This window comes from Desulfosarcina sp., from assembly GCF_041551955.1.
Taxonomy (GTDB): Bacteria; Desulfobacterota; Desulfobacteria; order Desulfobacterales; family Desulfosarcinaceae; genus Desulfosarcina.
In genome coordinates this window covers 1-12102 of sequence record NZ_JBFELV010000127.1, presented here as the reverse complement: position 1 = coordinate 12102, position 12102 = coordinate 1, and the positions used below count along the sequence as shown (strand labels likewise).

Here is a 12102-nt window from a genome sequence, read left to right as displayed (position 1 = left end):
TACAAAATCGTTGCCCGCCATATCCTTGACCTTGACGTACAGGGTTTCTTTAATTTCCGTGCTCATGGCTATTTCCTTTCATTATCTATCAGTTGCTCCAAAGCGATGATGGATCGATCATCGGTTCGCATGTGTGTCTAAACCGGCATGTTGCCATACAGTTCAGGTGGTGGATGACGAAGCCCCTCTATCCATGTTTCGGGAAAGGCCCCGTGGCCGTTGGCCGCCCCCAGCAGGGCGCCCAGCACCGCGCCCCGGCCGGCGTTGTCGCCACCCAGGTTGGTGTTGGCGACCAGGCCCTGGGCCACGTCGTCGTGATATTTCAACGCCAGGTAGGCGGTGGCCGGCAGTGCATCTTCCACGTAGCAGGCGCTGCTGAGGCGTCGGCCCACGACGATTTCATCGGAATCGTCAAGCCATCGCATCAACGGGTGGCCCAGCAGCGGGTTGTCCTGCCGCCGGACCTTCTCGGCAATTACGTCGACGATGTCTTCACCGGCCAGAACGGGAAGCAGTACATCGAGAAGCAACTCACCGGCCGCCTGCATGCGCGCGCCCAGATGGGTGTGGCCGAGATGGTCGAAGGCCGCCCACCTGGCCTGTTCGGGGTCGTCGGCGAAAAAAACGGCCAGCGGAATCATACCGATAATGCCGCTGATGTGTTTCTCAACCACCCCGCAGGCCCGGGGCGGCTTTCCGGAGGCATAGTGGTTAAAAAAATGACGGTGGTACTCCTCCACATAAGTATCCCTGTGACTGCCGGGGGTGGTCATGAAAGCGATGTAGTCGGCCAGGTAAGCATCGCCGTCATAGCCATCGTTTTCTTGAAGGTGGTTGAGCAACAGCGTGCAGAGCTTCAGATTCAACGTGTTTTCACCGGCCTTTAGAAACTGGTGGTAGTGCACACCGGGGCGCCCCCAGAACCGGCCCTGGTCGTGAAGGATGTCAGCCTTGGCGTTGACCGGCGTGAATGCGGAGCGCCACAAGATGCTGTCAGGGTGCGGATCTTTCGGGGCCAGGTAGCCGGTCACGCGACCGTAATCCCGTGCCAGTGCCTGTCGATCGTAGTACCAGTGCACCGGCATGGCCAGTGCATCGCCAATGTACATACCCAGGATTGCCCCTTTCTTCCGGGATTGATTGTCGGTTGAAGTGACCATGAAGACTCCTTGCCCTAAAGACCGGTTATTTGAACGTCCGCAGCGCCCCCATGCCCCCATCCACCGCAATCACCTGGCCGGTAACCCATGAGGATGAATCCTCGAGCAGAAATGTCGCCGCAGCCGCGATATCCCCTGGATTTCCAAATCGTTTGAGCGGATGTCGATCCGCAGCAGCGGATCTTTTACCGTCATCGGAAAGCAGTGTTTTGGCAAGATTGGTGTCGGTCAGCGACGGAGCGATGGCGTTGACCCGGATCTTCGGGGCGAACTCGGCAGCCAGCGAGCGGGTCAAGCCCTCCAGGGCCCCCTTGGCACTGGCAATCGAGGCGTGAAAGGGCATGCCCGTTGCCACCGCCACCGTACTGAACAGGACGATGGATGCCGTATCGTCCGCCTTTTTCAAGCCCGGCAGGCAAGCTTGAATGGCCTTGACGGCGCCGAGGAGGTTAATCTGAAAATCGGCAAGGAAGTCGGCTTCCTTGAGGCGGTGGAATGGCCGCAGTCGGATGGAGCCCGGGCAGTAAACCAGGCCTTGAATCCTGTCTGGAAAACTGCCTGCATCAATCTCGCCCCGGGTTACGTCAGCCTGCAGGTGGGTCACCCCGGCCAGCTCAGCCACACTGCCCGCTGACCGGGAAACCACCACGACCCTGAAGTTTTCGGTCGCCAGGCGGCGTGTAATTTCCAGCCCGATACCCGACGTACCGCCAACCACAACAAACGCCGCTGAATTCATTTTTCATTCTCCATGTGTAGGTTATGACGCATCCTTTCCTGAAGCAGATGCCGCTTCAGGACGCTGCCGAGTTCAAACCGGCATGCATCGATGCTTGAGTATTGGTATCCCGCCACCAGCTGTCCCTGTTCGTATACATCCACCGCCGGTGTACATGCGGCGAGGGCAAAGAGTGCATTGACGATGACATCATGGCTGTCGACCCTGCTGGCCACCAGTACCCCGGCATCTGAAAGGCCGGGTTCATGGGTGTCGACGGCTTGGCCGCCCATCATCTGGTGACGCACACTGGGGGGCAGATAGAAGGCCAGGCATTTCGTCGGCACCGGCACTTCTTCGACCAATCGGTTGAAAAAAGCTTTTTCACCCGGCAGCAGCTGCTGAAAGGTAACCATAGCGCCAGGCATCAGGTACGGCTGCATTCGGATTAGCATGTCCCGAAGCATCGACTGCCAGCCGGCCACGATCTCCGATGGGCCCGAACCGGCCCGCTGCTCGATGGTCTGTGCCAGTTTTCGGTTCAGATCTGTCTCGGTAGGTGCCATACGTTTGAAAACCTCCCCGCCTCGAATAGGAGACCAGCTACATCCCTCCGACAGCCGGCACAAAGGCCACACGATCACCCTCTGACAACCGGAAATCGAGACCGGACCGCCTGCCATTTACAAACACCGTGGCGATCTTTTTCTCGGGGACTTTTACCTGTTCAATTAATTGGCCGACAGTGGCGTTATTTTCGCTGAGAATTATGGCCTCGTGCCGGTCGTGCCGGCAGGAGTCTTCATTGGAAAGCGTTGCAAAGCATTTTACATTGATCTTCATGGTTCACCTCATAGGTTGCAGAATCGATCTTTAGTGATGAATTCTGTACCTAACGGTAGTCACCGGCTTGAAATCTTCAAGGCGCACCCGGACCGAACGGGTCGGCCAGACTGGCAGTCAACAGAATTACAAAAATCCGTTTTTATTATAAAAAAATAGCCACTGCGGAGACTGACGGTGGGTTTAGCCTATCACTGCATGACCAAAAGACTGCTTGTTTGAATGCCGATCGTTGTCACCATGAGTGGAAAAAACATCGCTATTCCCACGTGGGTGACAGCAAATAAATTGTGCGCTAAGGTTGTTTTTGGGTTTTGTTGAAGTCTGGAACTGTCTCGATTCAGGCGGGTTGGATGAGGCATCCAGACATTCCCGGGATCGGTATTTGATCGACAGTTACCGCATAACACTCCAACAGGAAGGTTGAAATGCCCGAAGACATAAGAAACCGATCAGCGATCAACCATGCGGATGTCACCGCACTGAACTTCGTCCGATCATCCGTGCCCTTTGTGTTCAGGAGGCATTTCAGGCAGGGCCTTCGCTCGCACATCATGGAGATTCTGGACCCGTCCGACGTGGAAGTCGAGCAGACCGGGAAGATGATTGCCGATGTGAGGTGCTTTCCAAAAGCCAGGCCGCGCCGAATGTTTCGTATTTTCCGGGCTCGTCTGAAAACCCTCGAAAACGCGCTGATAGAAATCGGCCGGGTCAAAATCGTCGAACGCTACCTGGCACCCGATTTCATGGCTCGTTCCACTGAGTGCATCGTGGATTATCAGCGACCCGAAGGCCGTGACCTGATGCTGTGCGGATTCCAGGAATACGTCGCGGGTGAGATTTTGGACCCGTGGACCCTTCTCGGCGCGGGCGACCTGTTGCCGGCGCTGTACGAGGCCTTTCGTGGCCAGGACAGCCCATTGACCTTATCCAAAAGCCTATGGATTGAAGCGGTCAGGCAAAAAGGATCGCACTTCATCGAAAAAATAAAACTGATGATCAGCGAAGCCGGACACATCCCCGACCTGGCCGGAGCGGGCAATCTGATCATCACCGTTAACGGCGGCATCCGCCTGGTGGATATCAACAACATTTCTGGCGTTTCCCTCGACCCTTCAATCGATCTGGACGAGAAAGGCTACCCCGTATGCGACAAGTCCATCGAGGCGCTCTCCCTGATCGAAGAAAAAATCCTCGGTAGACCGGTCGACATGGAAGAGGACATTTACAAGCACTTCCTCCATCCAAAGCGCCAGAAAGCGCTCAAGGCAAAGGAGGCATTGTTTTGGAGGGGAAGCGTCGGCAGTTGAGCCGAAGATTCTTAATCGATTGGAAATGTATGAAGGTTTGGGCATCGGTTTTTTTCGACCGATGTGTGATCGGACTGGATCAGGATTTTAAATGGGATTCACCGTCGTCCCTGGCTGTGTCATAACCCTCCGGAGTAAGAAAAGCGCTGCTTTTAAGCGTGTTCATGTCGATCAGGCCGCATGCAAACAACGTCTTGACTGCCTCCAAGGTTTCACTTGGCGCCAAGGGAAGTGCAGCGACCACGTCACTGATATCCAAGATTCCCGGTGGTCCGGTATAGTCCCACTCCTTGGCCAGCAAAGCCAGTACCTGTTGTTCAGCGGCCGTCGGCATGGTCGACACCTATATCTTCATTCCCAGCAAGAGCCGCACGATCCCCGCCAGCACCAGCATCCCGGCCATCCCGCCGACAAACAGACCGGCAAACCACAGCCACTGGCGCTGTTTTTCAGTAAGCCGGATCATGTTCGTGGGAGGCCTTGCCGCGGAACACCCAGAAGCAATAACCGGTGTAGGCCAGAATGCAGGGCAGCAGGAACACCGTTCCCAGCAGCAGCAGCGATTGGGATTCGGGCGCGGCAGCCGCATCCCACAGGGTCACTTTGAAGGGCACCAGCCAGGGCCAGGTGCTGATCCCAATGCCGAGGTAGTTCATTAAAAAAATGCCCAGGGTAAGAAAAAAAGGCCGGTATTCCCGCTCAGTGCGCAGATCTCGCCAAAGCATGACGAAAAAGACCACTGACAGGATCGGCATGGGCTGCAGGAAATAGAAGTTGGGCAGGCTGAACCACAGCGCTTTGATGTCGCTGTTCATCATGGGCATGATCAGGCTGACCAGGCCCATGAACAGGGCCACGTAAAGCAACACGTAGCGGGCAGACTTTCGTGCCCAGTCCTGGGTATCGCCTTCGGTCTTCATGATCGTCCAGGTGGCGCCCAGCAGGGCGTAGCCGGTCACCAGGGCGGCACCCGTCATGACGCTGAAGGCATTCAGCCAGTCGAAGGCGCCTCCGCCAAAATTGCGGCCGTCCACGGCGATGCCGTGAACAAAGGTACCCAGCACCATGCCCTGCATGAAGGTGGCCACCAGTGAGCCGAAGTGAAAGGAGTAGTCCCAGATGCGCCGTGATTTGCCGGTGGCCTTGAAGCGGAACTCGAAGGCCACCCCGCGGAAAATCAGCCCCAGCAGCATGAGGATGATGGGGATGTAAAATGCAGGCATGAGTATGGCGTAGGCCAACGGAAAGGCGGCGAACAGCCCGCCGCCGCCCAGCACCAGCCAGGTCTCGTTACCGTCCCAGAACGGGGCGATGGAGTTCATCATGCGGTCCCTGCAGGCGTCCGTGGGGGCAAAGGGAAACAGGATGCCCACACCCAGGTCGAAGCCATCCAGCAGGACATACAGAAAAATGGCCGTGCCGATCAGCGAATACCAGACAAGTGGCAAGTCCAGAAAACTCTCGAAACTAAACATCTTTCCCTCCTGTCCCGGCAGCCAGGTCAGTGACCAGGGGCGGCTGCTTCACGCCGTGGCTTCCATAGGTATCGTCTTCGGTGGTTTCCGGCCCCTTGCCGATGAGTTTCAGAATGTAATAGGCACCAGCGGTGAAGACCAGGCCGTAGGTGATCACAAACGCGGCCAGGGAGATGGCGATGGGTCCTGCGGCCACGGGGGAAATGGTGTCCGACGTGCGCAATACGTTGAACACGATGTAAGGCTGCCGGCCCACCTCGGTGACGAACCAGCCGGCCACCACGGCCACGAAACCCGCCGGCGTCATGGCCACGCACCACAGGTGAAACCAGCGTGTGGTAAAAAGCTGTTTTTTAAAGTGGAGCACCAGCGCAATCAGGCCGGTGACGATCATCAGCATACCCAGCCCCACCATGATGCGGAAGGTCCAGAAGACCATGGCCACGGGCGGCCGGTCTATTCTGGCCCAGGACTTGAGCCCTTTCACCTCACCGTCGAGGTCATGGGTGAGGATTAAGCTGGATAATTTGGGGATGGTGATCTCAAAGCGGTTGCGCTCCTCGATCTGGTCCGGCCAGGCGAAAAGCCGCAGGCCGGCACCTTTTTCCGTTTCCCAGATGCCCTCCATGGCCGCCACCTTGGCCGGCTGGTGTTTGAAGGTGTTCAGCCCGTGCAGGTCGCCGAAGACAAGCTGCATGGGTGCCACGAAAATGGCCATGATCATGGCCATGCCCAGCATGATCCGGGCGTGTTTCACGTGCAGGCCCCGCCACAGGTAATACCCGCCGATGCCGCCGACCACGAAGGCCGTGGTCAGGTAGGCCCCGGTAACCATGTGGATCAATCGGTACGGAAAGGATGGATTGAAAATCACCTGAATCCAGTCGGTCGGGTAGAGCAGTCCGTCGGCACCCTCGCGAAAACCGGTCGGTGTCTGCATCCAGCTGTTGGCGGACAGGATCCAGAAAGCCGAAATCAGAGTGCCCGCCGCCACGATCACTGTGGCGGCAAAGTGCATCCGCTTGCTCACCCGGTTCCAACCGAAGAGCATGATGCCCAGAAACGAGGCTTCCAGGAAAAAGGCCGTGAGCACTTCATAGCCCAGCAACGGCCCCAGCACATTGCCCACCTTGTCGGCAAACACCGACCAGTTGGTGCCGAACTGGTAGGAGAGCACCACACCGGTAACCACACCCATGCCGAAGGTCACGGCAAAGATCTTGACCCACATGCGGTAAATCTGCTCGTACAGCGGGTTGCCTGTTTTGAGCCAGCGCCATTCCACCACGGCCAGCCAACTGGCCAGGCCGATGGTAAACGCCGGAAAAGTGATGTGGTAGGCCACAGTAAAGGCAAACTGGGCACGGGCCAGGAATACGGGATCAAGGTCGGAAAACATGTATTTACCTCGATAGGCGATAAAGAGTTGTCATTGGCAGGGAGCAATCATTCAGCGTTAATAATAAAGTGTCTGCCGGCAAAGTCAAGCCGAAGGAAGACCGGCAGCGGCAGGCGAACGAACGGCGGGCATCGGATCAGGTGCCGGGTGCCGGATCTGCTGCGGTCCGACCCCACGATCAGGCGATCAAACCGCCGCCATCCACATCCAGGACGATACCGGTGATAAATCCGTTGGTCATCAGCATCAGCGCGGCATCGGCGATGTCTTTCGGCCGGCCTACGCGTCCCACCGGCAGACGCTCGGCAATGGCCGTGAACATCCCTTCCCGGGCCGTTTCCGGCATCTTCAGGTAGGCGCCGGTACCGGCGGTCATGCCCGGAGAAATCACGTTGACCCGCACCGGGGCCAGGTCCTTGGCCAATGCTCGGCCCATGGCTTCCACGGCGGCGTTGACCGACGCCAGCACGGCGTCGTTCTGCCCGGGCCGCCGGCTTAAAATACCGGAGAATAACGTGATCGACCCTTCGGGATTGATCCGGGCGTATTTGGCGCACAGGTATGGCCCCCAAAACTTGCTCTGCATGGTCGACATGCCCTCGGCCAGGGGCATTTCCCGCAGGGTGCCGGTTTTCACCGAACTGCCGGGAATCACCAGGTGGTCGACGGCGCCCAGCCTCTCGAACAAGTCCGAGACCGATGTCTCGTCCGTGGTGTCCACCACCTGCCAGTGAACGTCACCGCCGATCTTCGCAGCAGCGGCTTTCAGCTTGTCCTGGCTTCGGCTGGCAATCACCACCCGGGCACCGGACCGTGCGGATGCTTTGGCCACGGCCAGCCCCATACCCGAACTGCCGCCGATGACGACGACCGTTTTAAGCTTAAGTGCATTGCTCATGGTTCACCTCGAAAATGCCATTTAATCTGATATCGCATGTTCAAGATAATGCCGTCCCATCGATTTGTCAGGGTCACCATGCAAGCCTGATCGCTATCGGGGAAGCGCCCGGACCCCACCGGCGATGAAGGCATCGGTGTCCCACGCCGATCGTGGGGCAGTGGCCCCGAAGCGCACCAGCACCAGTTTTTTAGAGGGTATCACGATGACCTTCTGCTCCTGAAACCCTTGGGCGGCATAGGCATCCAGGGGGTCACGGGGCCACAGTCGGTTGCCGGGTCGACAGCCCCTGCGCTGCCTTTCGGCCACGGCACCGCCGGTGGATGCGAGGGCGGCGGGAGGCCTGCACCGGCTTTAAAAAAGGTTTGTTCACGAAGCGATGCCTCCGTGGCGCCGGCCAGCAGGGTGCAGCCGCACCCCTGGGGGAAAATTGCCTTGGACCGAAACACCTTGAACGCCGTTGCAGTAACCGATTGGCCCACCGTGTCGATATCCCAGCTGACCAGTTTGGCCAGCGGGTTGACCGGCTTGATATCTTCGGCAAAAACCACCTGCGGATCCCGTTTGGACGGGAAGGTGCTGGTACACAGGTATTTGGCTACATAGCCGGTACCAATGGGCATGGCCTGGGCCAGGAACCACACGACGGCAACCGCCAGACCGATCGACAGCACACCCGTGACGGCCAGAATGCGTCTCCCGCCTCGCTTCATGTCAGATCCTTTTCATCGTTTGGAGGATTGAATCATCTGGTCTAATTGGTGAAGAAACCGCGAGCGGTCCTTTTTCTGAAATGGCGGCGGCCCCCCGGTTATTGTTCCGGCTTCACGCAGACCGGACATGAGCTCGCGCATGGCCATGGCCTGGCCGATGTTCTCTTCGGTGAAGGACCGGCCGGTGGGGCCGATCACCCGGGCGTGCTTGCCGATACATCGGTGGGCCAGCGGGATGTCGGCCGTGACCACGATGTCGTCTGCTGAGACTTGCCCGACGATCCAGTCATCCGCCGCATCGAAGCCGCCTTTGACGACCACCAGCGTCGATGTGCCCGGATCGGGGATGCTCATCCGGGAATTGGCAACAAAGGTCACGGCCAGCCCATAGCGCCTGGCCACTTTGCAGACCTCCTGCTTGACCGGGCAGGCATCGGCGTCGACGTAAATTGTCGGCAAATCAACCTTCCTTTGGAATTACGCTGAATCAACGGCGTCAGCGGTTCATAGCGTGGCTTTTAAAATCGACAAAGCCATCAAACCGATCCCAACCATACAAAACTAGAGAATTGGTGCAATGCCAATTTGTACGAAGCCATTTTTATTACAGGGGCCCGGCGTAACGATTGCGGCGGCGCAAAAACCTTAACACTTGAAAATGGTTATGCATATCTCCAAACTTGCACTTTTTTTTGGATCTGTTTATACTCCGTCGCAATCCGCTCACTGCCGCCGGAATGGCAACTTGAAGAGACAGGAGGTCTGCCATGGAGCTGCTGCCCAATAGTAACATGAGGCTCCCTGGAAAAGCCCAACCCATCAACCGCTTCATTGAGCACCAAGTGGAGAAAACCCTTGAACCTTGATCACACGCACGTCGCCGTCATAGGGGCCGGCGTTGCCGGGCTGACGGCTGCCGACGCGTTGGCCGGCTGGGGGGTGCGCGTATCTTTGTTTGAGAAAACGCCCTTTCTCGGCGGCCACGCCATCCAACTCAATTGCAAGGCCACCGAGACCTGCGTCAAATGCGGCGCCTGTGTGGCCGAAGACAAACTGCGCCGTACCACCCGACACCCCAATGTCGAAATCCATGCCGGGACGCAGATCGAAGCAATCAGCGGACGGCCCCCCTATCAGATCGCTTACCGCACTCATTCGCCGCTGGTGAATGCAGACCAGTGCGACGGGTGCGGTATCTGCTTCCAAAAATGTCCGGTTCCCGGGGCCATAATGCAGGGGCGGGCCCCGCGTGTAGGGCCGTACGTGGCCATTCGACGGGACCTGTGCCGATACTTCGACAATGCCGCCTGCAGCCTGTGCAGGGATGCCTGCCCGCAAGGCGCCATCAGCCTGTCTGCCCGGGCACAGGCGGGGACGATGCAGGCGGACGCCATCTTCCTGGCCACCGGTTTTTCGCCCTACAATCCAAGCGACAAGCCTTATGGCTATGGCCAGTTCCCGAATGTCATCACCAGCCTGGATGCCGAACGGCTGATGCGCGAGCATGCCGTGATGAAACGCCCGTCGGACGGTGGGACGGCCGGACGCATCGCTTTTGTTCAGTGCGTGGGAAGCCGGGACGCCCAGTTGGGCCATCCCTGGTGTTCGAAGATATGCTGCGGGTCGTCGCTGAGAATGGCGCGGCTGATTCAATCCCGCCAGAAAGATGCGCAGATCACCTTCTTCTATATAGATGTGCAGACGTTTGGAAACGATTTTCAGTCCTTTTACCGGAGCGCCCGCGAGGACATAAAGATGATCAGGGCCATCCCCGGCGACATCTTGCGAACCGGTACGGATGAATTGGAAGTCGTCTACTTCGACCCGGAAAGCAGCGCGTCCAGGGAATTGGTATTTGACATCGTGGTGCTGTCGGTGGGCCTGATTCCGGCCGGAGACAATGGACGCATGGCCCGGATACTGGACTGGACCGCAGATGAAAGCGGGTTTATGCCGCCCCACGGCAGCAGCCGCCAACCGGCACCGGCGGGAATATTTTCAGGCGGTGCGGCAACGGGCCCCATGTCGATCGCCGAAAGTGTGAGCAGTGTGGAAAAGGCTGTCTTTGACATGGTCCGGTACCTGACGGCATCATAAAAAAGGTCGGTCTTCTGGGTGTGGCTGTCTCCCTCTTGCCAACGCCAGGGTTCTATTCAGCTGAGAAATTTTCGACATGGATCAAAAAACGAATACCGACATGCGGAGAAAAGGCTCACGGTCGCCGGAGGTAATGATTTTCGGCAGCGGTGCCTGCGCACAGAAGATTGCCGCCAATCTGCACGGCCATGGCATCCATGCCTGGCTGGCGGCAAGGGAGGAGTCACCCCCTAAAGCCGGCCGCGGCGACCGACTGCATTGGCTAACCGGTATCGAACTGTCCAACTGCCGCGGATTCGCCAAGAATTTTGACCTGAGGCTGAAACGGGGGAATTTATATTTTGATCAACACGTGCCGGCCATTGTCCTTGCCGAAGATGACAATCCCTCCCCCAACTATACGCCCTATGGACTCGAACCGACCCCCCGGGTGCTGTCCATCTCTGCATTGGAAGAGAAATGGCGCCGGGCGTCAACGCAAGAGCTGTTTGGCAACGAGGCCCGAATCGTGTTTCTCTGTGGCTGGGGAAACGACACCCATCCGGCAGTTGCCCACCGGATGCTGACTTGCTGCCTCAACCTGCAGCGCGAATCCTGGGCAACCACTGTCTTTATGACTGGCAACCTCAAGGTAGCCGCCAACGGCGCGGAAGCGCTGGTTTATGAAGCCAAACGCGCCGGCGCCATTTTTCTGAAATTCACCGATGATTATCCAAGCATTCAAACGCTGGCGGAAGGTTGTTTTAAAATTGACTGTCTGGATGAACTGACCCGCACGGCCTTTCAACTCAGTGCCGATTGGATGGTCGTGGATGAGACCATCGGGCCGGGCCGACACCTGGATGCGTTGGCGCACAAACTGGCGATCAGCCAGGAGGACCGTGGGTTTGCCCAGAGCGACAATGTCCATCGCTTAAGCAACGCCACCAATCGCCGCGGCGTTTTCGTGGCCGGTGGTTCCCGGGGGATTCTATCCGAAGACGAACAGCTGGCCGACGCTGATCAGGCCTCCTTGAACGTGATGGCCTTCCTGCAGGATCTTGACCTCGAAACCCTGCCAGGGGTTGAGATCGTTCGCGGCCGGTGCGTCCGATGTCTAACCTGTCATCGGCTGTGCCCCCACAAGGCCATTGACATCGGGTTGCACATGTCGGTGGTGACCGAGGCCTGCCAGAGTTGCGGCATATGTGTAGCAGGCTGCCCGGCCCGGGCCATCGAGATGGATGGGATGCGGATCGGCGAAGACGTATATCGACAGTTGCGGAAACCCGCGGCAGAAAAAGACATTCTGGCTGACCCACCCCAGGTCATGGTGTTCGGCTGCGCGCGATCAGCCGGCCAAGCCCTTGCGCTGTCCCGCCAAGCAGGCCATTTTCTGCCCGAGGCCGTTCAGTTTGTCGAAGTGCCCTGCGGCGGGACGGTTTCCAGCCACGACCTGCTGGCGGCCTTTGACGCCGGTGCAGATGGCGTGATGCTCTGCACCTGCCAT

Annotated in this window: 14 protein-coding genes; 3 read left to right on the top strand and 11 right to left on the bottom strand. The window is 58.1% G+C overall.

Annotated elements, in window-relative coordinates:
* Positions 1 to 137: 137 nt before the first annotated feature.
* The 4 genes from ABYV26_RS11630 to ABYV26_RS11615 are packed head-to-tail and all read right to left on the bottom strand — an operon-like array spanning position 138 to position 2721.
* On the bottom strand, positions 138 to 1160 hold the full coding sequence (locus tag ABYV26_RS11630) for an ADP-ribosylglycohydrolase family protein (RefSeq protein ID WP_372681167.1): 1023 nt from the start codon (positions 1158 to 1160) through the stop codon (positions 138 to 140).
* A gap of 25 nt (positions 1161 to 1185) precedes the next feature.
* Complete coding sequence (locus ABYV26_RS11625) at positions 1186 to 1899, bottom strand: SDR family NAD(P)-dependent oxidoreductase (protein ID WP_372681165.1); 714 nt, start codon at positions 1897 to 1899, stop codon at positions 1186 to 1188.
* Positions 1896 to 2444, bottom strand: coding sequence for a hypothetical protein (locus tag ABYV26_RS11620; RefSeq protein WP_372681163.1), 549 nt, complete (start codon positions 2442 to 2444; stop codon positions 1896 to 1898). The genes ABYV26_RS11625 and ABYV26_RS11620 overlap by 4 nt, the downstream gene beginning before the upstream one ends.
* 37 nt (positions 2445 to 2481) lie before the next feature.
* A complete protein-coding gene (locus tag ABYV26_RS11615) occupies positions 2482 to 2721 on the bottom strand; it encodes a MoaD/ThiS family protein (RefSeq protein ID WP_372681162.1) in 240 nt (79 codons plus the stop codon).
* A 428-nt stretch (positions 2722 to 3149) separates the two neighbouring features.
* Here ABYV26_RS11615 and ABYV26_RS11610 point away from each other — a divergent pair, with 428 nt between their 5' ends.
* Positions 3150 to 4031, top strand: a complete 882-nt coding sequence (locus ABYV26_RS11610) for a hypothetical protein (RefSeq protein ID WP_372681160.1) — start codon at positions 3150 to 3152, stop codon at positions 4029 to 4031.
* A 79-nt stretch (positions 4032 to 4110) separates the two neighbouring features.
* Here ABYV26_RS11610 and ABYV26_RS11605 read toward each other — a convergent pair whose 3' ends face one another.
* The 7 genes from ABYV26_RS11605 to ABYV26_RS11575 all read right to left on the bottom strand — a co-directional run bounded on the left by ABYV26_RS11605 (position 4111) and on the right by ABYV26_RS11575 (position 8975).
* Positions 4111 to 4365: a hypothetical protein gene (locus ABYV26_RS11605; RefSeq protein ID WP_372681158.1), complete on the bottom strand. Its 255-nt coding sequence runs from the start codon at positions 4363 to 4365 to the stop codon at positions 4111 to 4113.
* Between the two features lie 9 nt (positions 4366 to 4374).
* Positions 4375 to 4497, bottom strand: a complete 123-nt coding sequence (locus ABYV26_RS11600) for a hypothetical protein (protein WP_372681156.1) — start codon at positions 4495 to 4497, stop codon at positions 4375 to 4377.
* Positions 4481 to 5506, bottom strand: a complete 1026-nt coding sequence (gene cydB / locus ABYV26_RS11595) for a cytochrome d ubiquinol oxidase subunit II (RefSeq protein WP_372681154.1) — start codon at positions 5504 to 5506, stop codon at positions 4481 to 4483. The genes ABYV26_RS11600 and cydB overlap by 17 nt, the downstream gene beginning before the upstream one ends.
* Entirely contained in the window at positions 5499 to 6905 is a 1407-nt protein-coding gene (locus ABYV26_RS11590) for a cytochrome ubiquinol oxidase subunit I (RefSeq protein ID WP_372681153.1), read from the bottom strand. Before ABYV26_RS11590 ends, cydB begins: the two co-directional genes overlap by 8 nt.
* 178 nt (positions 6906 to 7083) lie before the next feature.
* Positions 7084 to 7803 carry an SDR family oxidoreductase gene (locus ABYV26_RS11585; protein WP_372681151.1) on the bottom strand — a complete coding sequence of 240 codons (720 nt, stop codon included), beginning with the start codon at positions 7801 to 7803 and terminating at the stop codon, positions 7084 to 7086.
* Positions 7804 to 8003: 200 nt separating this feature from the next.
* The gene (locus ABYV26_RS11580) at positions 8004 to 8516 is read right to left on the bottom strand and encodes a hypothetical protein (protein ID WP_372681149.1); all 513 of its coding nucleotides are present in this window, start codon (positions 8514 to 8516) and stop codon (positions 8004 to 8006) included.
* Between the two features lie 12 nt (positions 8517 to 8528).
* On the bottom strand, positions 8529 to 8975 hold the full coding sequence (locus ABYV26_RS11575) for a YaiI/YqxD family protein (RefSeq protein WP_372681147.1): 447 nt from the start codon (positions 8973 to 8975) through the stop codon (positions 8529 to 8531).
* A 396-nt stretch (positions 8976 to 9371) separates the two neighbouring features.
* On the opposite strand from ABYV26_RS11575, the gene ABYV26_RS11570 reads away from it, so the two are divergent.
* Both ABYV26_RS11570 and ABYV26_RS11565 read left to right on the top strand, forming a co-directional pair.
* Positions 9372 to 10613, top strand: a complete 1242-nt coding sequence (locus tag ABYV26_RS11570) for an NAD(P)-binding protein (protein WP_372681145.1) — start codon at positions 9372 to 9374, stop codon at positions 10611 to 10613.
* 76 nt (positions 10614 to 10689) lie between these two features.
* Positions 10690 to 12102 (top strand): hydrogenase iron-sulfur subunit (locus tag ABYV26_RS11565; RefSeq protein ID WP_372681143.1); only part of this gene is annotated, 1413 nt, incomplete at its 3' end.

Coding starts and splice junctions, on each gene's coding strand:
- ABYV26_RS11630 (WP_372681167.1), bottom strand. CDS start 1,160: ATGGTCACTTCAACCGACAATCAATCCCGGAAGAAAGGGGCAATCCTG.
- ABYV26_RS11625 (WP_372681165.1), bottom strand. CDS start 1,899: ATGAATTCAGCGGCGTTTGTTGTGGTTGGCGGTACGTCGGGTATCGGG.
- ABYV26_RS11620 (WP_372681163.1), bottom strand. CDS start 2,444: ATGGCACCTACCGAGACAGATCTGAACCGAAAACTGGCACAGACCATC.
- ABYV26_RS11615 (WP_372681162.1), bottom strand. CDS start 2,721: ATGAAGATCAATGTAAAATGCTTTGCAACGCTTTCCAATGAAGACTCC.
- ABYV26_RS11610 (WP_372681160.1), top strand. CDS start 3,150: ATGCCCGAAGACATAAGAAACCGATCAGCGATCAACCATGCGGATGTC.
- ABYV26_RS11605 (WP_372681158.1), bottom strand. CDS start 4,365: ATGCCGACGGCCGCTGAACAACAGGTACTGGCTTTGCTGGCCAAGGAG.
- ABYV26_RS11600 (WP_372681156.1), bottom strand. CDS start 4,497: ATGATCCGGCTTACTGAAAAACAGCGCCAGTGGCTGTGGTTTGCCGGT.
- cydB (WP_372681154.1), bottom strand. CDS start 5,506: ATGTTTAGTTTCGAGAGTTTTCTGGACTTGCCACTTGTCTGGTATTCG.
- ABYV26_RS11590 (WP_372681153.1), bottom strand. CDS start 6,905: ATGTTTTCCGACCTTGATCCCGTATTCCTGGCCCGTGCCCAGTTTGCC.
- ABYV26_RS11585 (WP_372681151.1), bottom strand. CDS start 7,803: ATGAGCAATGCACTTAAGCTTAAAACGGTCGTCGTCATCGGCGGCAGT.
- ABYV26_RS11580 (WP_372681149.1), bottom strand. CDS start 8,516: ATGAAGCGAGGCGGGAGACGCATTCTGGCCGTCACGGGTGTGCTGTCG.